This window comes from Streptomyces carpinensis (assembly GCF_002154505.1).
GTDB classification, from domain to species: domain Bacteria; phylum Actinomycetota; class Actinomycetes; order Streptomycetales; family Streptomycetaceae; genus Streptomyces; species Streptomyces carpinensis.
Window position 1 is genome coordinate 1 of record NZ_MUBM01000004.1, and the last position, 22,173, is coordinate 22,173.

Annotated in this window: 13 protein-coding genes and 4 pseudogenes; 3 read left to right on the plus strand and 14 right to left on the minus strand. The window is 68.4% G+C overall.

Going from position 1 to position 22,173, the window contains the following annotated elements; all coding sequences use genetic code 11:
• From BZY54_RS00335 to BZY54_RS00380, 10 genes and pseudogenes are all read right to left on the minus strand, one after another.
• Positions 1-2,269 (minus strand): MFS transporter (locus BZY54_RS00335; RefSeq protein ID WP_483025141.1); only part of this gene is annotated, 2,269 nt, incomplete at its 3' end.
• A 90-nt stretch (positions 2,270-2,359) separates the two neighbouring features.
• Positions 2,360-2,853 (minus strand): annotated as a pseudogene (locus BZY54_RS00340) (MarR family winged helix-turn-helix transcriptional regulator).
• Between the two features lie 781 nt (positions 2,854-3,634).
• Positions 3,635-4,303, minus strand: a complete 669-nt coding sequence (locus BZY54_RS00350) for a GntR family transcriptional regulator (protein WP_086722306.1) — start codon at positions 4,301-4,303, stop codon at positions 3,635-3,637.
• 193 nt (positions 4,304-4,496) lie between these two features.
• Positions 4,497-4,913, minus strand: coding sequence for an SsgA family sporulation/cell division regulator (locus tag BZY54_RS00355; RefSeq protein WP_086722307.1), 417 nt, complete (start codon positions 4,911-4,913; stop codon positions 4,497-4,499).
• A gap of 963 nt (positions 4,914-5,876) precedes the next feature.
• Positions 5,877-6,287 carry a Zn-ribbon domain-containing OB-fold protein gene (locus tag BZY54_RS00360; RefSeq protein WP_086722308.1) on the minus strand — a complete coding sequence of 137 codons (411 nt, stop codon included), beginning with the start codon at positions 6,285-6,287 and terminating at the stop codon, positions 5,877-5,879.
• A gap of 396 nt (positions 6,288-6,683) precedes the next feature.
• Positions 6,684-6,847, minus strand: a pseudogene (locus tag BZY54_RS52625) (aldehyde dehydrogenase (NADP(+))); the annotation flags it as partial.
• A gap of 226 nt (positions 6,848-7,073) precedes the next feature.
• A complete protein-coding gene (locus BZY54_RS00365) occupies positions 7,074-7,469 on the minus strand; it encodes an HIT family protein (protein ID WP_086722309.1) in 396 nt (131 codons plus the stop codon).
• 1,277 nt (positions 7,470-8,746) lie between these two features.
• Positions 8,747-9,397 carry a GntR family transcriptional regulator gene (locus BZY54_RS00370; RefSeq protein ID WP_086722310.1) on the minus strand — a complete coding sequence of 217 codons (651 nt, stop codon included), beginning with the start codon at positions 9,395-9,397 and terminating at the stop codon, positions 8,747-8,749.
• Between the two features lie 108 nt (positions 9,398-9,505).
• The gene (locus tag BZY54_RS00375; protein ID WP_086722311.1) at positions 9,506-11,125 is read right to left on the minus strand and encodes a flavin-containing monooxygenase; all 1,620 of its coding nucleotides are present in this window, start codon (positions 11,123-11,125) and stop codon (positions 9,506-9,508) included.
• Positions 11,126-11,275: 150 nt separating this feature from the next.
• On the minus strand, positions 11,276-12,220 hold the full coding sequence (locus BZY54_RS00380) for an alpha/beta hydrolase (protein ID WP_086722312.1): 945 nt from the start codon (positions 12,218-12,220) through the stop codon (positions 11,276-11,278).
• A gap of 1,163 nt (positions 12,221-13,383) precedes the next feature.
• Between BZY54_RS00380 and BZY54_RS00385 the strand changes: the two genes are divergently transcribed.
• The gene (locus tag BZY54_RS00385; protein WP_208640500.1) at positions 13,384-13,668 is read left to right on the plus strand and encodes a hypothetical protein; all 285 of its coding nucleotides are present in this window, start codon (positions 13,384-13,386) and stop codon (positions 13,666-13,668) included.
• Positions 13,669-13,715: 47 nt separating this feature from the next.
• Here BZY54_RS00385 and BZY54_RS00390 read toward each other — a convergent pair whose 3' ends face one another.
• Complete coding sequence (locus BZY54_RS00390; RefSeq protein ID WP_244216870.1) at positions 13,716-16,484, minus strand: SpoIIE family protein phosphatase; 2,769 nt, start codon at positions 16,482-16,484, stop codon at positions 13,716-13,718.
• A 631-nt stretch (positions 16,485-17,115) separates the two neighbouring features.
• Entirely contained in the window at positions 17,116-17,313 is a 198-nt protein-coding gene (locus BZY54_RS52035; protein WP_208640501.1) for a hypothetical protein, read from the minus strand.
• Positions 17,314-17,543: 230 nt separating this feature from the next.
• Here BZY54_RS52035 and BZY54_RS52630 point away from each other — a divergent pair.
• Positions 17,544-17,657: pseudogene (locus BZY54_RS52630) on the plus strand (TetR/AcrR family transcriptional regulator); the annotation flags it as partial.
• 9 nt (positions 17,658-17,666) lie between these two features.
• On the opposite strand, the gene BZY54_RS00405 reads toward BZY54_RS52630, so the two are convergent.
• Positions 17,667-18,851, minus strand: a complete 1,185-nt coding sequence (locus tag BZY54_RS00405; protein WP_086722313.1) for a pyridoxal phosphate-dependent aminotransferase — start codon at positions 18,849-18,851, stop codon at positions 17,667-17,669.
• 306 nt (positions 18,852-19,157) lie between these two features.
• Between BZY54_RS00405 and BZY54_RS00410 the strand changes: the two are divergent.
• A pseudogene (locus BZY54_RS00410) lies at positions 19,158-19,777 on the plus strand (nucleotidyl transferase AbiEii/AbiGii toxin family protein); the annotation flags it as partial.
• Positions 19,778-19,945: 168 nt separating this feature from the next.
• Here BZY54_RS00410 and BZY54_RS00415 read toward each other — a convergent pair.
• Positions 19,946-22,054, minus strand: coding sequence for a SpoIIE family protein phosphatase (locus BZY54_RS00415; RefSeq protein WP_086722314.1), 2,109 nt, complete (start codon positions 22,052-22,054; stop codon positions 19,946-19,948).
• Positions 22,055-22,173 lie beyond the last annotated feature (119 nt).

Below are 22,173 nucleotides of genomic sequence, written 5' to 3' on the forward strand. Positions count from 1 at the left end.
TCACGCGGGCGTCCGCGAGGGGCCCGTGCGGGGCACGGACGACACCCTGCAACTGAGCGCCGGAGTCGAGGTCGATCTCGACCCGGGTGACCCCGGTGCCGCCCACCTCGACGGGCAGCGCCCGCGGCCGGTACCCGGTGGCGTTGACCGCGACGGTCACCGCACCCGGCACCAGCTCGGCGAAGGAGAACTCGCCCTGCTCACCGGTGGTCGAGGTGGCCAGCAGGTCGCCGCGCACATCGGTGACGATCACCATGGCGTCCTTCACCGGCAGCCCGTTCTCCACGGCCCGCACCACACCGGTCAGCCCGCTGGTGCCGCTGAGCAGGATGTCGTACGCCACCGGCTCACCGTTCACGACGATCGTGGACGCCTGCGGCTGGAAGCCGTCGGCGGAGGCGATCAGGACGTAGGAGCCGGCACCCGGCGCGTCCACCGCGTAGGCACCGTCGGCCTGCGAGACCGACCGGCCCAGCTGGCGGCCGGCCAGCGAGATCAGCGTGACCGCGGCCTGCGGCACCGGCGCGCTCTCGGCACCACGGACGAAGCCGCGCACCGGGACCCCGCCGCCGGCACCGGCGGCCGGCCCGCTCGGAGCCACCGTGGCGGCGGCCGCGAGCTTCTGCGTGGCCGCGTCTTCGGGACGGGTCTGGGTGGTCGTCACCGCCCAGCGCGGGGCCGTCTCCTCGACGGGGCCGGGAGCCTCGGCGGCGGCCGCGGCCGGTGCCTCAGCCTGCTCAGACTCGGGCGATTCGGCCTGCGCCAGGCCGCCCTTGGTCTTCAACGGGACCTCCTTGATGAACAGCGTGATCGCGAAGGCGAGGAACGCCATGCAGGCCGCGATCAGGAAGACGTCCGCGATGCCGTGCCCGTAGGCGCTCTCCATGACCGTGCGCAGCGGCGCGGGCAGCTTGTTCATGTCCGGGATGGAGCCGCCGGAGCCCGAGCCGGAGGCGAGGTGCGCGTACTTGGGGCCGAGGTCGGTGAGGCCGTCCTTGACGTAGTGGGTGATCCGGTTGGCCATTACCGCGCCGAGCGCGGAGACGCCGACCGCACCGCCCAGGGAACGGAAGAAGCTGACCGTGGAGCTGGCAGAACCGAGGTCGCTCGGCGCCACCTGGTTCTGCGTGCACAGCACCAGGTTCTGCATCATCATGCCGATGCCGAGACCCAGCAGCGCCATGAAGACGGCCATCTTCCAGTAGTCGGTGTCGTACCGGATGGTGCCCAGCAGGCCCAGACCGGCCGTCACCAGCACGCCACCGCTGACCAGCCACCCCTTCCAGCGGCCGGTACGGGTGATGAACTGACCGGAGACGGTGGAGGAGACGAACAGACCGCCGATCATCGGGATCGTCAGGACGCCGGACATCGTCGGGGACTTGTCCCGGGCCAGCTGGAAGTACTGGGCGAAGAAGACGGTGCCGCTGAACATCGCGATGCCCACGAAGAGCGAGGCGAGCGACGACAGCGTGATGGTGCGGTTGCGGAACAGCCGCAGCGGGATGATCGGCTCGCTGGCCTTGGCCTCGACGAGCACGAACAGCGCGCCGAGGACGATCGAACCGGCCACCATCGTGTACGTCTGCCATGAGATCCAGTCGTACTTGTCACCGGCGAAGGTGACCCAGACCAGCAGCAGGCAGACCGCGGCGGAGATGAAGAACGCGCCGGCCCAGTCGACCTTGACCTGGCGCTTGGCGACGGGCAGGTGCAGGGTCTTCTGCAGCATGATCAGCGCGATGATCGCGAAGGGCACGCCGACGTAGAAGCACCAGCGCCAGCCCAGCCAGGAGGTGTCGGTGATGACACCGCCGAGGAGCGGGCCGCCGACGGTGGCGACGGCGAAGGTGGCGCCGAGGTAGCCGGAGTAACGGCCCCGCTCACGCGGGGAGATCATCGCGGCCATGACGATCTGCGCCAGTGCGGACAGACCGCCGGTGCCGATGCCCTGGACCACGCGGCAGGCGATCAGCATGCCGGGGTTCTGCGACAGACCGGCGCAGGCCGAGGCGATGACGAAGATGATCAGCGCTATCTGGACGAGCGCCTTCTTGCTGTACAGGTCGGCGAGCTTGCCCCAGAGGGGAGTGGTCGCGGTCATCGACAGCAGGGAGGCGGTGACCACCCAGGTGTAGGCGGACTGGCCGCCGCCGAGGTCGCCGATGATCTTCGGCAGGGCGTTGGAGACGATCGTGGACGACAGGATCGCCACGAACATGCCGAGCATCAGCCCGGAGAGCGCCTCCATGATCTGCCGGTGCGTCATCGGAGCGCTCCCCGTGGAGCCTCCCCCATGCTTGGCGTGAGCCCGCACACCGGCTGGTGTGGTCGTTGCCATAGGCTTCCTTACTTTTCCTTACGTGCTTGCGGGTGTACGGGTGGTCTCTTCGACTACGGGACGGGGACCCGGATCGCGGTGGTCCGGCAGTCGCCGAAGCTCGCCCGCAGCCTGGTCATGAGTCGGATGAGCCCGTCGACGTCCTCGTCGGACCAGTCGTTCAGCCGCTCGGCCAGCAGCGCGGCGCTGCGCCGGGACAGCTCGTCGAGCTGGGCCCGGCCGGGTGCCGTCAGGTGCAGGATCCGGGAGCGTTTGTCGGCAGGGTCGAGGGAGCGCTCGATCCAGCCGCGGTCTGCGGCGTGGGCGACATGGCGGCTGGTGACCGATATGTCGACGGCGAGCAGCTCCGCGAGCTTGCTCATGCGCATGTCGCCGTGGTGGCCGAGCAGTGTCAGTACAGCGACGGAGCCACTCGGGCAGTCGGACGGCAGGATCCGCCCCATGTCCCTCTTCACGGCGCCGAAGGCGCTGAACTGGCGCACCAGCTCCTCGTACTGCGCCTGCTGGGCCATCGCGCCTCCTAAGTTCGTTGCCTGAGGCAACCATAATTAGGTTGGTTGCCGCAGGCAACTGAAAGAGGGGGGTTGAGATTAAAGATTTGGCAAAGGCAAGTATTGGCGAACGTGAACTCTCAGACGGGGCAGTGCACACGGTCCGGCGGGTACGGGTTCGTCGGGGGCTGCGGATGCGGAGGCGCAGCCCCACTTCGTCGGTGCGTGACTTCGTGGAGACCGAGCACGGCATGGAAGTCGACGTGCGGGTGTCAAAGGTCAAGCCCAGGAAGGTGAAGGTGCCGTTCGGTTCCGGCGAGCAGCTGCTCGGTGCGCGCGTGGCGGGCTTGGAAGGAGTCGGCCGGCCTGAGCGACCCCGACGACTTCGCCTACAAGCCGCTGCACAACCGTTGGCACAACGTCCTGGACGGCGGGCTCGAACCGGAGACCATCGGCGACGTCATCACGCGGCTGGGCGCGTGGGTCGCGCTGTCCTTCCGCCCCACCGGCACTCCCCGCGCCGCGGGCTGGCCACCAGCTCCAAGCGCGCCGGCAGCGACCGCAAGGTCATCGCCAAGCAGGGCGGATGGGCGTCGACAACAGCGCCGCGATGGAAGGCCACTTCGAGGACGGCGACGGCTGGGAGGAGGACGCCCTGATCAAGGTGCTGTAGGTCGGGCCGAGGGATCCGACCGGCCGGATGCCCGCGCGAGCAACGGCGCCGGATCACACCAGCCGCAGCACCGGCCAGCCTGCCTGCCCGGCGACAGTGTAAGGGGCGCGGAGTCGGAGGGGGCGGACCTCAGGCCCCACCGCTGCGGGCGGCCAGTACCTTCTGCACCCGGGCGGCATTTACTGCGATGTGGCGGCTTGCCTCCCGCTGGGCTCGCTCGCTGTCTCCTGCGCGGATGGCGTCCATCAGGGGTTTGTGCTCGGCGAGCACCCTGTCTTCATGTTCGAACTCGCGGTCCTGGGCGGACAGCGCCATGAGGTAGAAACGGAGTTCCCTGGTCAGCACCGTGCAGAGGTCGTCGATCCGGCAGTTTCCGAGCGTTGCGACGATCGCCGCGTGGAAGGCCAGGTCGGCGGCCACGATGCGCGCCCGGTCTCGTGAACCGGCCGCCGCGGTGAAGTCCGCGAAGGCAGCTTCGTCGCCGGCGAGCTTGTCGCCGTTCAGCGGGGCGGCCAGCGCCGCCTGTTCCAGGTGCTCTCGTGCCGCGTACACCGTTTCAGGGGCCGGGGAGACGACCACGGCGCCGCGGTTGATCTCGAAGCGGACCAGCCTGCCCAGCTCCAGAAGATGCATCGCCTCCCGGACCGTGTTGCGTGCAATGCGCAATCCGGCGGAGAGGGTACTCTCCCGCAACCGCTCACCGGGACGGAAATCCCCTGTGAAGATCCGCTCCGCAAGCCCGTCTGCCACCTGCTGGGCCGTAGTCGTCCGGTCTATCAGTCCGTCCAGTGCCGCCATGACCGGAACCGTAGTGACACACTCCGCTACCGCTCAACTACAGCTCAACAGGTGGACTGCCCACCGTTGCTCCTGTCGGGAGGGGTCGAACGAACCAACTCGACTTTCGATAGCGTCATCGCATCGCACGGGGGGAAGGGAGATCTCAAGACGCGGTCCTGCGGCTTCCTTTGTTGCATCACCCTCGGTGCCGTCAGGCGACCTCGCCCAGCAGTTGGGACAACTCTCTGTCGAGGTCGAGCGTTGCCTGCTCATGACCGGCCGGGACCAGGTGGTAGGTCCGCATCAGCCACGGCCTCACCACGGCCGCAGGGGCGGTGAACAGCACATACCCGCCAGGTGAGGACAGAGCAAGACATAGCAGTCCTGGCTCTTCTGCACGCCCTGGCCAGATCCGAACATCACCCTGTCCGCTGGGCCGAGTCATGCCTTGAGCCAGCAGGTCACGTGCGAAAGCCCACCTGACCGGGGCCTGCGCGTGGGTATGGAAGGCGACGTGAACCGCAAAAGGATCGTTTGAACAGTAGGAAAGTCGAGCAGATACAGGGATGGTTCTCCCTGGGGCGACCACAAGCTGTAGGGTGCAATCGAGTTCTGTGAGAGAATCCATATCGTTACTCCATAAAAAAATAATTGGCGTCAGGTCCAGAGTCACGTCGTGGTGCTGGCCCCATGTCGGAGTGCGGGCTCCATGACTGTGAAGGAAGCGACCTGCTGCGGGCTTCGTGAGCCTGTCGCCGGCCCTGACGCCTCAATCGCTGCCGCTCCGGGCGACAGGTCCACTGACCCCAACTGCCAAGAAAGTACGCCCGACGACTGAGAAATGAAACCGCTCCGCTTAGTGACATAGACCATGAACAGTCGGTCTGTTGCGTGGGAACAATCCAAGGCTGAACGGAGCCGCACATGCGCAATGTAACGTCAGCGATACGAATTAGGCGATTTGTTTGACTTAGCTGGCTAACGTGTATGGGCATAGCTCCGGATGTCGCCATCAGCACTGCGGCACTTCGGAACGTGCGTGCTTCCTGCCCGTCCCATGGCCCTCGGACCTGCATGCCTCGTCCTCGCAGCAGCCCGGGAACACCTCGATGCCCCGCTGCATACGAGCCTTGCAGTCCACTGGCTCTGAGGAACCTGCTGGACGCCATGTCCGTCGACCATGCGGTCTCCGAGGCAACGCTGGCTCACCGAGGCCTGGTTGCTGGGGCGTCCGAGGTACGGATTGACGAGATCACACCCCGCGCAGGCGACGAAGCAGAGCAGCGCCCCTCGGCGCAACTGGTCACCAGGATCACTGAACCTCGGTCCCACGATCGGTCCGCCTCCGATGTCCTCGGTACCAGCCCCCAAGAGCCTTATGAGCCCGCGTACCCATTCCGTATCCCAAGCCGCTTGTTTGGCCCAGCAGTGTCTGCGCCGTCTGCGCGGTGCTGACCTTGCAGGCGCTGGCCGTCGGCCGCGGACGCTGCGAGGAGTAGGTCGGTGCCCGGGAACCGCTCGAGGTCCGGACCCCGCCGGACAGGTCGCTGCTGCCCTGACCTATCGGCGCCCACCGCAGGTTGGCGGAGAGTCAGCTACGGGCGCGGTACTCGTCCAGCAACTGGAAGACGGGCTCGCCCCGTACCAGGCCCTGCGCGGTGGACAGCCGTACCCGGTCGCCAGGGTAGATGCCATTGAGTGGGCCCATGACCCGGCCTCGGACGACGAAACCCTCGTCCATCTCTATCAGGGACACGTTGTGCGCGGCGGGGCCGTTGCGGTGCACGACGGTGGAGTGTCGGACGGCGCCGGTGCCGTGGCTGCGCGCGGTCCGCAGGTTGCTGCCTCGGCAGACCGGACAGAGCACGCGGTGGTACATGGCGGTGCCGCACCAGGTGCAGCGCTGGAAATACAGGGCTTCCGGTCCGCGACTTGTGGGCTCGAGGAGGCCGGTCGCGGAGTCCGCCGCCGGATGAGTGGAGTTTCCTGAGTGGTGGTACACGCTGGCCAACTTCCTGCGCTCGGCCGGAAATTCCGCGTGCGTGAGGCAGTCGTGCACGCCTGTGCGCGGTTGCGCTGCCGCCGTGCACGGCCACAGATTATGGCACTGAGTGCCACACGTAAAGGCACTCCGTACCATCAGTTGCCGCCCGCATGATCAGCACGGCCGGGGTGCGGGCGGCCGGATGCCGGCTCTGCGGCTGCTCTCCGATCCGGCCTCGGTGAGGAGCCGGGCCTGGATGCAGAACTCGCCGGCCCGGGCGCCCACCGGCTGGAATTGCTTGGGTGCGCGTCAGTGGCGGCGATGCGTGGTCCGCATACCGCTCCCCGTGTCCCCTACCGCCGGTGGCGTGGAGGCGGCCGGTTCGCCGCGCGAGGGCCGGTCGCCACGGCCTTGCTACTCGTGTACCTTCCGGGGCACGCCAAAGGGGTTGTCGTCGCGCAGCGGCGGGGGCAGCAGCCGCTGCGGCCGCGACTGTTGGCCACCGCAGGCCGCTCGATCGCGGCGGCACCGACGGATGTTTTGGTGGGCTCGGTGGTGGCGGGGAAGGGTCCGCCGTGTGTTGCATCGCGTGTGGGGCTGCCACGCCGGGCGGGGGACTTCGAGTTCTTCGGTGCGCTGTACGTCGCTGTCATCACACCACCGACCGCGATGATTCCGCAGATACGCGTCTCCCGGGCCGACTGCCTCCGGCGGACTGGACGGTCAGGTGCACCAGCCACGAGGGGCGTTGGCCTCTGTGGCACGGAGCAGGCCCATCCTGCCGCCGGACGGCGTGGTGACCAGTCACGAGAGGGCGGCGAGAATGCGTTCGTGGGCCTCGTCGAGTTCTGCTGCCGAAGCGTTGCTGTTGGCACGGCGGAAGTCGAAGTCGTCCAGTCCCCACGCGGGAAAGACGTGCAGGTGGCAATGGGGAACTTCGAAGCCGGCCACCACCAGCCCGGCGCGCGGTGCGTCGAAGGCGCGGCGGACCGCTGCGCCGATCTTGCTGCTGACGGTCGTGAGGTGGCTCATCAGGTCGGGTGCGATCGTGGTCCAGTCGTCGACCTCTTCGCGGGGCACCACGAGGGTGTGTCCGGGGGTGACGGGGGCGATGGTCAGGAAGGCCACCGCCCGGTCGTCGGTCCAGACGAACCGGCCTGGCAGGTCGCCGTTTATGATCTTGGTGAAGAGCGTGGGCATGCTGGCATTGTCCCTGGTGCCCGGTCGGCGTGTGGGCAGCGGGCCTTGGCCTGCGGGTAGCAGAGAGGCGGAGGTGGACTAGCCGGCGGTTCGTCCTTGCACTGTCGCAATGCGCGGCGAGTCGCAGCTGCTGCGGCAGCCCTGTCACGGCTTCGAGGAAGGCACACTTCGAGGCGGCGCGGCGCTGCCCGATGCCTCCACGAGGCTCTCCATACGGGCAGCATTGTCCGTGAGCTGCTCGTCCAGTTTCCGGATCTCGGCGACCAGATTCCCGGTGACGTCCTTGCGGACGGTCTCGACGTCGCCGACGGGACGGACGCATCGCAGCAGTTTGGCGGCCAGGCCCGCGGATAGCTGAGTCGGGGCGCCGCTGGGCAGCAGATCACGCAGCAGCGCGTGGAGTTGATTGACGTGCGTACCCGGGCCTTGGCCAGGTTCACACGCAGTTCGTCCAGGAGAGCCAGCGCCGTGGTGTGATCCTCAGGCTCGACTCCCTGCGGGCAGGTGGCGGTGGCCGTGGCCGCGGCGCCGATCTGGCCGTTCTTGCGCCGTCCACGGCGGGAGAGTTCGCGCACTCGACTGGTCGCTGCGGCAAGCACGTCGACGACGCTCTCGCCGCGGGCGATGAGCCACTGAGCGAGATGCCGGCCCGGTCCGTCGGCGTTCTCCACCGCCCACCTCCGCTGAGGCCACCGCCTGGCCCAGGCCGGCAGCCGGCGGAAGTCCGTCAGGCTCGCCTCGATCTGCATTGTCCCGATCCGCTGGTTTGGTTCCGACTCAACGCCGGTGGCGGTAAGGGGGGACCTGTGGGGATCGACGCCGAGCGATATCACTGGACTGTGTTCCTCGCCGTCGGACGACAGGGCAGCCACGGCCGACACGCCGACCTCCGGAACCAACCGGCCGGGACACGCCACTGTTGAGTCAGCCCGCGGACGGACGCCGACCAGGCGATGCTCGCGACCCGCCTGACGGCCAACAACCCGCGCGATCTCACCCACGAGTCCGTCGTTGAGATCCTGCAGCGCGGCTACGACAACGACCGCACCTGGTGGTCGGTGTGACGAGCACAGCTGCAGCACCGGCACGCGGCCATCGGGGTCGCCTTCGCGTGGCTTGGTGTCAGTGGGTAGGGGACAGTGACGTCGTGTCAGACCGGTACCGCCCTCGCCGCCGACGCGACCCTGAGACGGCCCGCAGATGCGCACTGCCTCGCAGGAAGCCGCGATCCGATCACGCTGACCGTCCCGAAAATCCGCCACCCACTCGCCGTCGTCTTAATGGGGGAACTGCAGGCTTTGCACGCGCGCTCGGTACTCCTGGTAGATGGCGCGGTAACGTTCGACGACTGCGGATCGGTCGCCGCGCTCGAGCAGCGTGAGTACCTCGCGGTACCCGTCGACCCAGATCTGCCATAGGTCGCTGTCGCTGTTGAGGGCGAGCAGCCGCAACGTGCGGGCGACGACGAGATCGACATGGGTCTGCAACTCGCGGTTTCCGCTGGCCATGATCATGATCGTGCTGAAGTCAGCGCCCGCGGCGGCGGCGGCCGTCACATCCCCGCGCTGCAGGCCCGCTACGAATTCGTCCAAGCGCTCCTGCATCTGCTCCAGGTGCGTCTCGGTGAGGTTGTCCACCCCCCATTCGACGCCGGCGCAGGCGAGTACGCCCATGACGTCGATCAGCTCGAGTGCGTTCTTCTGCGTGACGTAGGTGACGCGCCGGACCCGGTTCGGTGCAATGTCGATGAGTCCTTCAGCAGCCAACTGGGCGATGGCTTCGCGAACTGGGGTAATGCTCACTCCTAGCCGCGCGGCGACCTCGGCGTCCTTGATGACCGCGCCCGGTGGCAGAACTCTGGTGACGATCTCGTCGCGGAGTTGCCGGATGATCGCCTCGCGCCGGGTCAACGGGACGGCATAGGACATCGCGACGCTCCTCCCCTGGCGGACAAGCAATCTTAGAGCGAAAGAGGACCGGGGTGCAGCATGCTGGCATGCTCCACGCCGGTCCTCATGAACGGGGTCTGGCGCGGATCAGGTACGGGTCAATGCTTCCTGGAGTGTGAAGCCCTGGTACCCCTTCGCCGCTACCTCGTCACACCGCTGCCGGTAGACCCCGACGCCACCGATGTAGGCCATGAACACTCGCGGTTTACCCGGCACGTTCGAGCCCATGTACCAAGAGTCGGCGGTGGGATAGAGGGTGGCGTTGCCGACCTCCTCAACGTGGGCCACCCAGCCGTCCTCGGCGTCGGCGGTGGGCTCGATCGCGGCTATGTCGTGCTCGCGCAGGTACGCGATGCAGTCGGTGATCCAGTCGACGTGCTGCTCGATCGACACGATCATGTTGGACAGCACGGACGGGCTGGACGGGCCGGTGATCGTGAAGAGGTTCGGAAAGCCTGCGACGGCGAGCCCGAGGTAGGACCGTGGTCCCTCGGCCCATTTGTCCCGCAGCGCTGTTCCGCCCTTGCCGCGGATGTCGATCGCGTTGAGGGCGCCGGTCATCGCGTCGAAACCGGTGGCGAAGACGATCGCGTCCAACTCATATTCCTGCTCGGAGGTTCGAAGCCCCCGTTCGGTGAGTTTGACGAGCGGGGTCTTGCGCAGGTCCACCAAGTGGACGTGGGACTTGTTGAACGTCTCGTAGTAGCCGGTGTCGAGACACGGTCGTTTGGTGCCGAACGGGTAGGTGCGCGGGCTGAGCGTCTCCGCGACTTCGGGGTCGTGCACCCGCTCGCGGATCTTCTGCCGGACGAACTCGGCCGCGGTCTCGTTCGCCTCCTGGTCGGTGAGGGTGTCGGTGTAGCCGCCGAGGATGGACACGAGGGTGCCCTCCCGCCAGCCGGCTTCGTATTTGGCGGTGCGCTCCTTCGGGGAGACTTCCAGCGCGGACTGGGTGGGCAGTTCGACCGGTACCCCGAACCCGGAAGTGCGCTGGGCCTCCCGCCAGGCGCGGTAGTTCGCCTTCATCTCGGCGATCTCCGACTGTTCCAAAGGCCGGTTGCGGGCGGCGAGTGAGTAGGCCGGGGTTCGCTGGAAGACGGTGAGGTCGGCCGCTTGCTCGGCGATGACCGGGGTGGACTGGACGCTGGAGGAGCCGGTGCCGATGATGCCGACGCGCATGCCCGTGAAGTCCACACCCTCATGCGGCCAGTGCCCGGTGTGGTAGGTCGGGCCCTGGAATCGTTCCAGGCCGGGCACCTCGGGAAGCTTTGAGGCGGACAGGCAGCCGGTTGCCATGATGAGGAATTGGCTGTCGATGGACTCGCCCGTGTCGGTGTCCACCAGCCACCGTTGCACGGCCTCGTCGTACACCGCTGAGATCACGCGAGTGCCGAACGTGATGTCTTTGCGCAAGTCGAAGCGCTCGGCGACGTGGTTGATGTAGCGGAGGATCTCCGGCTGAGCGGGGTAGCGCTCGGTCCAGGTCCATTCTTGTTCGAGCTCCGGGGAGAACGAGTACGAGTACGACAAGCTCTCGACGTCGCAGCGCGCGCCGGGGTAGCGGTTCCAGTACCAGGTGCCGCCGACATTGTCACCGGCCTCGAGCACTCGGGTGTTCATGCCGAGCTCGCGCAGCTTGTAGAGCTGGTAAAGCCCGGCGATGCCCGCGCCGACGATGATGGCGTCGATCTTCCGAGGATCGGTCATTTGCTTCCTCCTCAACGCGGTCGGTTCGACCGCTGTCCTTCGCCGTTGGAGGTCTGTGGGGAGCGTGCACGGCACTGAAGCCGGCGGCGGCGTGTCCGCTCCGCCGCCGGCGGGAAGGCTCCCGACACCGTGTTGCGGGGGAGAGCTTGGTCAGGCAGGGCTGTGCAGGGGGCGGGCGGCAAGGTGGCCGTCGATCTGTTCACCGACGTACTCCATGGCCTCGGCGGCACTGGGCAGTACGTTGACCATGGTGAAGAAACCGTGCATCTGACCGGCGAAGCGCCGGTGCACCACAGGGACTCCGGCCGCACGCAGCTTCTCTGCGTAGGCCTCTCCCTCGTCGCGGAGCACATCGTGCTCGGCGGTGAGAACCACGGCTGGCGGAAGACCGGACAGGTCCGTGGCCTGTAGCGGGGAGGCATCGGGGTTTCGGCGGGAGGCCGGGTCGGGGGCGTAGTGGTCCCAGAACCAGATCATCGAGTCCCGGGTGAGCATGAGCTGGTTGTCGAGGTCGCGGTAGCTTGCATTGTCGATGTCGGCGTCGGTGACCGGGTACACGAGTACCTGCAGTGAGATCTCCGGACCGTCTTCTGTCTTGGCGCGTTGCGCGACGATCGCCGCGAGGTTTCCCCCAGCGCTGTCGCCGGCGACGATCAGCGGCAGCGGCGTGGCCTGTTCGCCGATATGGGCCTCGACCCATCGAAGTGCCGCCCAGGCGTCCTCGGCAGCTGTGGGGTAGCGGTGTTCCGGAGCCAGCCGGTAGTCGACCAGTACCACGGCAGCGCCGGTGCGCTGCACCATCTGCCGGGCCAGAGTGTCGAACTCGTCGATGGCGCCGATGACCCAGCCACCGCCGTGATAGTAAACGATCACGGCGCGGGGGTTCTCGGGGGCGAGGATCCGTACCGGGACCTGGCCGCCGTCGACCGCCACGGTGTCATGGGCGACACGGGCAACCTCCGGTCCTGGGCCGTACATCTCGTGGAGTGCACCGCCCAGGCCGCGGGCCTCGATGGGCGTCATCTCATGCAACGGCTTCATCCCGCTTTCCGCCATCTGGGACAGGAACGCCGTGGTCGCTTCGTCGAGAGCCATGACTTACCCCCTCATCGATCCGGAGAACTCGCGGATGTGATGCATGTCACGGACACTAAGGAGGATTCCGGCGGCGTCAACCCAAACAGAAGGAAAAATGCATCCTGCATCGCCGTGAGGTGACCCACGGATCGGGTGAGGCGTTGCAGCGACTTCCCTTGCTCGCAGAGGCGTTGGAGCAGGGGACTTCGAGCGCGCAGGGCACTGTCCATCAACTCCCGCTGCGGCTCGTGCCAGCACCGTCTGATCGCGCGGGCGCCGCCACAGGCGTGGCGGTGTATGTCTGCGGGGCTCGGGGAGAGCCAAGGGCGAACGGCTCCACGACGGGGCCGCCGCCCGACTGCCGGCCGGGGCCGAGTTCCACGGCCGCAAGGCGGCCCGGCAGTCGTGGAGTGCTTGTGAAGCGCGAAGAACGAGTGCTTCGCACGGACGGGTGTGCCGGTGAACGTGATGACCTCGGTGGCCAATGTGATGCCGAGTGCGTTTGCGGTGATGCCTGGCTGTGCCACTGGTCGAGCGCACTGTGCGCGCTGTTGGCTACGTTGTCCGCGCAGTCTCCAGCGGAAGCGGCCCACCGCGCCAAGCCGTAAAGGACGCAAGGGAGTTCGCGCCCATCGAATCCTCCGCCCCAGGACCACCCTCGGTCATTAGCGTCTGGCACCACACGCAAGGAGTCCCCATTCAGGCACGGGGCCGGGCCTGCGAGACATCACCGAGAGGCAGGCCGGAGGCACCCGGCTCCGCCTCAGGTCCGACGGCAGCGGGGGCTTGGCTGTGGACCTGGACCCCGTCGGCGTCCCCCCTGTGTTGCGTCGCGCCGACCTGGCGCCATGAACTTCCGGCCGACTGCCTGGTGTTCGGGACGCCTTTGAGCGCTCCTACGCAAAGTTGCATCAGGTTCAGAATCGAGCTTATTCGGGGAAGGTGTGGGGCGGGCGACCAAGGGCCGGGGCGGCCGTCTTGCGACGGCTGTCCCGGCGGTGCGGAGCGCCTCTTGCCTTACGCCGACCTGTGGTGTGGCACTTGGCAGTTGCCGAGGTCCGGCCTCAGCCACCCACTCGTCGTTGCGTCCTCTTGCTCCTATGTCAATCAGGCTCCTTATTGAGAGACGAGCGGTCGGTGAGTATGTGGGCGTCATTGAGAAGGCCTCGACGGACGAAAGCGTGACGTTCCGTCTGGCCTACCGATTCGGCTGCTCCCTGCTCGGCCGGCTGCGCCCGCTGGCCCGCTCCACGGGGGCCAAGGACATCGAGATCTTGGTGTTCCGCCAGCAGTTGGCCGTCCTCCAGCGCAGCAGCCCCAAGCCGGTCTCTACCCGTGGGGACCGTGCGGTGCTCGCTGCCCTGGTTGCTGCGGTTCGCAGGCTGTCGCGCCAGTCGAGGACCGCTGGGAGCCGGGATCAGGCCCGGCTCCCAGCGGTGGCTTCTTGCCGCGGCGGCTGGTGGTGATCGGAAGCAGGGCACCTGCTGGAACAGTTCCGTTTGCCGCAACGCGCTCACAGCGGTGTGAGGGGCTGCTCGGTCCAGATGACCTTGCCGTGGGCGCCGTACCGGGTGCCCCAACGCTGGACCAGCTGGGCGACCATGTACAGCCCGCGACCTCCCTCGTCGGTGGTGCGGGCCCGGCGCAGGTGGGGGGAGGTGCTGCTGCCGTCGGACACCTCGCAGATCAGTGTGCGGTCGCGCAGGAGACGCAACGTGATGGGCTCTGCGCCGTAGCGGATCGCGTTGGTGACCAGCTCGCTGACGGTCAGCTCGGTCATGAACGCCAGCTCTTCCAGGCCCCACTGCGTCAGTCGTGTGATCGCCTCTGCGCGGATCCGGGAGACGACGGCGGGCTCGGCGGGCACGTCCCAGGTGGCGACCTGGCCGGCATCCAGCGCCCTGGTACGGGCCACGAGCACGGCGATGTCGTCGGCGGGGTCGGCCGGCAGCAGTGCGTCCAGTATCCGGCAGGTCTGCTCCGGGGTTCGGCCCCGGTGGGCGAGCACCCTGCGCAGCCGATCGAGCCCGAGCTCGACATCCCGGTTGCCGACGTGCTCGATCAGTCCGTCCGTGTAGAGGACCAGCAGGCTGCCTTCGGGCACCTCGACCTCCGCGGTCTCGAAGGGCTGACCGCCCAGGCCGAGCGGGGGTCCCGCGGGCAGCTCCAGGTACTCCACGGTGCCGTCGGGCAGGACCAGGGCCGGCGGGGGGTGGCCGGCGCGGGCCAGGGTGCAGCAGCGGGTGGTCGGGTCGTAGACGGCGTACAGGCAGCTCGCACCGATGATCTCCTGGCAGCCCGTCTCCTCCCGGCTCCCCGTCTCCGCCTCCTCCTGGTCGAGGTGAAGCTGCCCGACCAGGTCGTCCAGCTGGGTGAGGACCTCGTCGACGGCGAGATCGAGGGAGGAGAAGTTGTGGACCGCGGTGCGCAGCCGGCCCATGGTGGCGGCGGCGTGCAGCCCGTGGCCGACGACATCGCCGACGACCAGCGCCACCCGCGCCCCGGAGAGCGGGATGACGTCGAACCAGTCGCCGCCGACCCCGGATCGCGCGGACAGGTAGCGATGGGCCGCCTCCACGGCGTACTGCGTGGGAAGGCCACGCGGCAGCAGGCTGCGCTGCAGAGCCAGGGCCACGGCGCGCTCGCGAGTGAAGCGGCGGGCATTGTCGATGCACACCCCTGCACGTGCGACCAGTTCCTCGGCCAGCGACAGGTCGTCCTCCTCGAAGGGTTCCTGGAGCCGGGAGCGGTAGAAGCTGACCACGCCGAGCACGGTGCCGCGGGCGCTCATGGGCACAGTGATGAGTGAGTGGACCCCAGCGGCCAGGATCTTCTCGCCGCGGACCGGATCCTGGGCGACCCAGCCCGTGGCCTTGGCCAACTCCGGCTCCAGGACCAGCTCCTCACTCATGAGGGACCTGGCCTGCGGGGTGGACGCGACGTAGGTGATCAGATCGCCGGCCGGACGGAGGTAGGAGCCCTCGTGGACACCGGCGATCGCCGCCCGGCGCAGCGGCCCGTCCACGCGGATCGGTTCCTCGCCGAGCAGGACTGCCATCGGCAGGTCGACGGCGGCGAAGTCGGCGAACCGGGGGACGGCCACCTCGGTCAGCTCCTCTGCGGTCCGGGTCACGTCCAGCGTGGTGCCCACGCAGGCACCGGCGTCGTAGAGCAGCCCCAGACGCTCCCGGGCCCGTACGGCGAGCCTGCCGATCCCAGGCTCCCCCACGGCCAGCAGCCATGGGCCGGTACACGCCGAGGGCTCGGCGGGAGGACCGGTCGTGGCAGGGGTCGCCATCCGAGGTGTGCTCACGACAGCGGGCCTGCGGCAGGGCATGGCGACCGGCGACGCGGCCTCGGGCGCCGCCGGGGTGAGGCGACGCAGGACACCGGCAGGAAGGGCGGCCTCGACGGCGAAGCCTGCGACGCCGCAGGAGCTGGTGACCGGTCGGCAGAGGAGGACGGCCGTGCGCCCGCGCGGGAGGCGTACCTCGGCGAGCCCGGTCCGCCCCGAGGAGATCAGCGCAGCCGCGCTCTCCTCCAGAATCCGCTGATCGTGGCGGTCGAGCAGCTCGGTCGCCGGGACGCCCGCCTCGACACCTCCGTTGGCGATCGTCCGGCGGCGGGCCTCGTGGAACGCCTGGAGCAGGGCGCGCTCGCGGGACGTGACGCGTTGCAGCAGCCGCTGCTCGATGCCGCGGGCCGCCTCGAGGGCCACGGTCAACATGGAGGAATCGGCGTGACTGCTCAGACCGGTCAGGTCGAACACCCCGATGATCTGCCCGCTCAGGGGATCGCGCACGGGCGCCCCCGCGCAGGCGAGCCCGCCCAACTGGTCGGTGAAGTGCTCGCGGCCGGTTACGAAGGTGGGTCGCCGCGTGGCCAGGACGGTGCCGACGCCGTTGTTGCCGATGATCTCCTCAGGGAAGGCGAACCCCGGAGCGACCTGGACGGAGTCGAGATACCGGTGGAGCGGGGCCTCGCCCACCCGGCGCTGGAGCAGCCGGGCGCGTTCGTCGCTGAGGAGCATGGTCACCCCGAGGCCCGAGAGGCGGGACCCCAGGGCCTCGAGTACGGGGCGGGCGGCGTCGTCGAGACTGTAGACGTCGTCCGGATCCTGCTGATATGGGAGGTCATCGTGGTGGTCCGGCTCGAGACCCAGGGACCGGCACCTTCGCCAGGAGGCCAGAACGGGATCGCGCACGAACGACCCCACTGGCATGTCCGCGAGGAGCCGCTCGTGGGCTTCGAAGAGAGCAGAAACGTCCGGCCTGACCGTCACCTGATCCACTTCCTCTGGCCAGTTCCCTCGGCGTAGTCCAGTTTCCACCTGCTGACGGCAAATGCCAAGTATTCGTGCGGTGCTCGGATAGCCATCGTGGCTGGTCAAGCGGCATAGCCGTAGTCGTTGATCAGTCCGTCGAGGACGCGGGTGCGCACGACTTCACGGCTGGCTGGCACATGAAGCTGCCGACTTCCGGCGCAAGCCGAATCCAATGCGGCAGTCCCCAGACTGGGATCCGGGGCGGTCAAGTCCCCCTATATGTTGGATGGGCCGGGTCAAGTCCGGCCGGGCATGACGACAGACGATGTGGTGTGTGGCCGACCCAGCCTTCTCGGTGCTCAGACACCAGGGATGGGTTGTCTGGCGACATGATGATCAATGGGGTCGGGCCACGGGAGTGCGGCCGCTCGGTCTTTTGAGGCGGTCAGGCGGCGCGAGGCCGCCGGGCAGGGGGACCTGCGGGAGCCGGCCGCGGGCATCGTGGAAGTCATCGGGCAAGGTCGCGCACCGGGTGCCGGGGACGTCAGGCTGGGGTGAGTGCCTCGCCGCGCAGGGCGTGGCGGGCCCGGCGGACGAGTTTGCGGGCTACCGACAGTGCGTCCCGGTTGCCGCCGCACCGCTCCTCGATCTACTGGTAGTAGGCGTGGTCGGGGCGCCGCGCCGGGCGGCGCATGTGGCCGCTTCGAACAGAGCCCAGGCGCAGCAGCGGTGGCCCCTGCCGGGCGAGGCGGCCGGGGCTGCGCTTGTTTGCGGAGAAGCGGGAGGCCGTGGTGGAAGAGGGGTGACGCGGGTGACGCGGCTCCACCGAACTCAGGGCACTCCGCATGCCCCATTTGGTCGCAACCATGTTCGCGTCACAGAGGCCCTTGGTAACTGTGCTCACCGCACTGTGACCCGGTGCTTCTGACTGCACGCACAAAGACTCGGCGCTCGTGCTACGCACCCCGCAACCTTATGGGCGTGTCTTCTCCGAATGCGCAGACGTAGGTCCGGCTGGAGTCCGACGTGCCGGCGGCCAGGAAGGAAGCGGCGGCCGCTTGCTCGCCATGTTCATGATCAACGGCCGGGGCCATCCTCATCGCCCGGGCCGAGCGGGACGCACGAGCTCTGACGACCGTGACCCGGAAAATCGGCCCCCTGCCGGACGCGGCGGTGAGCGACGACGGCTGACCGGTCGTCCTATGGAAGTCTGGCCAGGAACTTCTCCAGCCGGGTGATCCCCTCGCGGAGCTCGTCGGCCGATGCCGCATACGAGAGTCGGACGTGGCTTTCCGCAGTGTGGACGCCGAAGTCCCTGCCCGGAGTGAGGGTGACGTGTGCCTCTTGGAGAGCTCGCTGGCAGAACTGCCACGAGGTGAGACCGGTGTGGTCGACGTCGAAGTAGACGTAGAAGGCGCCGTCGGGCGGGACGGGGACCGGCAGCCCGATCCGTGCCAGGCCGTCGAGGACGAGCGCGCGACGCTCGGCGAACTCGATGCGGCGGGCCTCGCAGACCGCGAGGGACTCGGCGGTGAAACACTCCAGGGCGGCATGCTGGGCGGGAGCGGAGGCACACAGGAAGTAGTTCTGGGCCAAGCGCTCCATCGCTGGCACGAGAGCCTCGGGCACGACGCACCACCCCAGCCGCCAGCCGGTCATGCCGAAGTACTTCGAGAAGCTGTTGATCACGACCGCGTCGGGGTCGCACGACAGCGCGCTGCGCGGCGGCCGGCCCCGGGCGTCGTGGTCACTGAGGTTGAGGTAGATCTCGTCGACGATGCGCCACGCGTCACGCTCGCGTGCGAGGTCGCAGATCTCCGCGAGTTCACCGGCCGGCACCGAGGTGCCCGTCGGGTTCGACGGAGTGGCGATCATGACACCGCGCGTCCGGTCCGTCCAGCTCGACCGTACCGACGAGGCGTCCAACTGGAATCGGGTCTCAGCGGTGGTGGGGACCAGGCTGACCCGGGCACCGAAGCTTTCGACGATCTGCCGGTTGCACGGATACGACGGGTCTGCGATGAGCACCTCGTCGCCGGGGTCGACGAGCGCGGCCGTGGCCAGTACCAGGGCGGCCGAGGCGCCTGCCGTGACGACGACCCGGGCCGGGTCAACCTCGACGCCGTGTTGATTATCGTAAAACCCTGCGATGACCTGCCGCAGCGCGGGCAGTCCGAGAGCCGCGGTGTAGGGCATAGGCCGTCCGTCCATGGCCTCGCGCATCGCGTTCCGAACGGCCGGAGGCGCGCCGAAGTCCGGTTCACCGAGGTTGAGTTTGACGACGTGGTGCCCCTGGGCCTCCAACGCGGCGGCCTGCTTGCCGAACTCCATGGCGTAGAACGGGGCGACGGCCTGAGCGCGTTGCGAAATCCGTACATCGCTCATGCCACGACCTCCGGCTCTACAGCGAACACAACCTGCGGGTGCCGATTATTACATCTGAGCTGGTGAGACCGTATGTTCGTACTTATAGACGAGGCCGCCGGGTAGGTTACGGCGATGGGCTGGAAGCGGTTGAGTCGGTCCGGATCGGTGATCGGTTCCAGGGCGGCCGCAGGGGTGCCGCGCTGTGCAGGGCGCTTTTCGCGGCCACCAGCGCGGCCAGCCCGCACCGCTCGGCCAGCCGGATCGTCGGGACCAGCCCGGCATGCGCGATCAGGCCGGGGTCGTCGAACGCGGCGAACAGGGGCCTTGACCCGTCGGGGTCAAGGCCAGTCGGGTCAAGGCCCCGACCTCGGCTCCCCCTATCCTCTGGTCCTCACCGGCGGATATGCCGTGCAGGCCCATGGCCTGGTCGAACGCTTCAGCCGTGACCTCGACGTCGCCACCGAGAATCCCGCTCCGATGGACGAGATCGTCGCTGCGCTCACAGCCGGCCTCACCGCGCGCGGCTGGCGGATCACACATGTCCAGACCAACTCACTCAGCGGCCGGTTCCTTGCCACCGACCCGGACACCGGCGAGGAGTGCGAGGTAGACGTCCTCACGGAGGCATTCTGGGCCCCGCCCACCCAGACCCCGTACGGCCCCATCCTCCTCGGCGACGTGATCGGCACCAGGGTCCGTGCCCTCGCCGACCGCGGGACCGTCCGCGACCAATCGACGTCCGGGTCGCCTCCCGCCACCGCTCCTCTGCCGACCTCGAATCGCTCGGCCGCGGCCGCGCCCCCGACGAGTTCAGCCTGGAAAACCTCCGTGACCGGCTCACCGGTACGGACTGGTACGAGGACGAGGACTACGCCGCGTACGGGCTCACCTCCCGCCAGATCGAAGAGCTCAAGATCTGGGCGCTGGCGTGGGCGGAGGACCTGGGGCGCGGATCCACGACGAGAACGCCTGACGGTCCGTGGGGTGGGCTATCGAGGGGAGTGAGGCGCTTCCGTGGCGTCATTCGGCTCCTTTTGCGTGCCGGCCGATCTGGTCACACGGTGTAGTGGTCGTGCGGGACGGCGCGCTCCGGATGATGCCACCGGCGGACCTCATCGCCCCGTCGGACAATCGCCGGCCCCGGCATCGGGCTGGACTCGAGCGATCAGGAGAGCGACGTCGTCATGGCCGGCGGGGTCCCGCAGGTTGTCCAGGAGACGATCGCACATGTTGTCCAGGGAACCGTCGGTGGCGGCGGCGAGGTTGGCGAGCAGGGCGGTCAGGCGCGTCTCGATGTCCTGGCCCCGGATTTCCACCAGGCCGTCGGTGTAGAAGACGAGCCGGTCCCCGGGGCTCAGGTGGAGGATCGTGGTGCGGAAGGGGATGCCGCCGACGCCGAGGGGCGCGCCGACGGGGAGATCGATCAGCTCTGGGAACCGGTCGGCGCGGACCAGGGCTGGAGGCAGATGCCCGGCGTTGGCGATGCGGCACTGGCCGTGGTGGGGATCGTAGACAGCGTAGATGCAGGTGGCGATGTAGTGCTCCAGACCGCTGGTGATCTTGTCGAGGTAGTGGAGCACCTGATCGGGGGCGAGATCGAGCTCGGTGAAAGCCTGGGTGGCGGTACGCAGGCGGCCCATGGTGGCCGCGGCGCCGATGCCGTTGCCCATCACGTCGCCCACGACGAGCGCGGTCCGGTCGTGAGAGAGCGGGATGATGTCGAACCAGTCGCCGCCGACTTCGCTGGCGGCCCCGGCGGGCTGATAACGGGAGGCGATTTCCAGCCCCACCAGGGCCGGGGGGTGCTCGGGCAGGAGGCTGCGTTGCAGGGTGAGGGCGGTGTTGCGCACGCTTTGGTACAAGCGCGCGTTGTCGATGCTGATCGCTGCTCGTGTGGCCAGCTCCCCGGCCAGCATCGCGTCGTCGCGGTCGAACGGTTCGGGGTTTCGGGTGCGCTTGAGGTCGAGCGCACCGATGACCTCACCGCGGGCGGTCAGCGGTACCGCGAGATAGGAGTGGACGCCGGCGTGGGCCAGCAGGGCGGCGGCCTCCTGGTCCCGGGCGATGCGGGGCAGGTCGTCGTCACCGACGTGTGGGAGGAGGACGGGCCGGCCGGTGCGAACAGCTCGGGTCACGAGGCGATCGGGACCATAGGTGGCGATGCGGCCGGGCTGGTCGGCGGCCTGAACGGCTTCGCTGCGCTCGGCGGAGGTGAGGGCCAGTGCACGGAAGACAGCGGGTGCCTGTGTCTCGGGGATGGCGGGGCTGCCTTCCAGGACGCAGTCGAGGACGTCCACGGTGGCGATGTCGGCGAGGCGCGGGACGGTGAGGTCGGCCAGCTCTTGCGCGGTCTGGTAGAGGTCGAGGGTGGTGCCGATGCGGACCGAGGCGTCGGCGACCAGGGCCAGATGCCGCCGCGCGTGCTCGGCCTCCAGGGCGACCTGGTGTCGTTCGGTGGTGTCCACCAGGGAGATGGCGATGCCGAGCACGTGCCCGCTGGGGTCTTCCAGCCGGTAGTACGAGCTGGACCAGGCGCGATCATGGTCGGGGTCGCCGGGGGTGCGGCCGACGCGGTCCTGGTCGAGGATCGGGACGCCGGTTTCCAGGACCTGGCGCATGGCCGCCTCGATTTCCTCGGCGCCCAGCATGGGCACGATCTCGCGGGGCATGCGGCCGAGGTGTCCTTCGGCGGAGATCCCGTTGAGTTTCTCCAGGGCGGGATTGACCGCCACGTATCGCAGGTCGGTGTCGAGGACGGCCAGCCCGATGGGGGACTGGGAGACCAGGCGGGAGGAGAGGGCCAGGTCCCGCTCGATGGTGCGCAAGGTTGCCTCGTCGGTGGCGATGCCCAATGAGTAGAGGTCGTCGCGTTCGTCTTCGAGGCGCATGTTGCGGAACTCGGCCAGGCGGGTTGTGCCGTCCTTGTGCCGGATCGGGAAGACGCCGGCCCAGCTCCCGCCGCTGCCCATGACTTGGCCAAACAGGTGTATGACCAGGTCCAGGTGCTGATCGTCGACCAGCAGGCGGGCGGCGTACTGGCCGAGGGCTTCCTTGGCGGTGTAGCCGAACAGCTGCTCGGCCTGGGGGCTCCAGAGTACGATCCGGCCTTCGGCGTCCAGGACGACGGCGGCGACAGTAAGGACGTCCATCAGGCTGCCCGGCGGGGCGGGACCCGCCCTCAGCTGCCCCGGCTTGAGGTGCAACGTGCCGCCCGTACCCATCCTCGTCCTCCTCCTGCCCCGGCCGCGCGGCTGGGTGCCGTGACGGGCTCCGGTAGCTGCTCCTCCCATGGTGACCCCACAGCGGACGGTCTGGCACCGGCCTGCTGCCGACGAGTGTC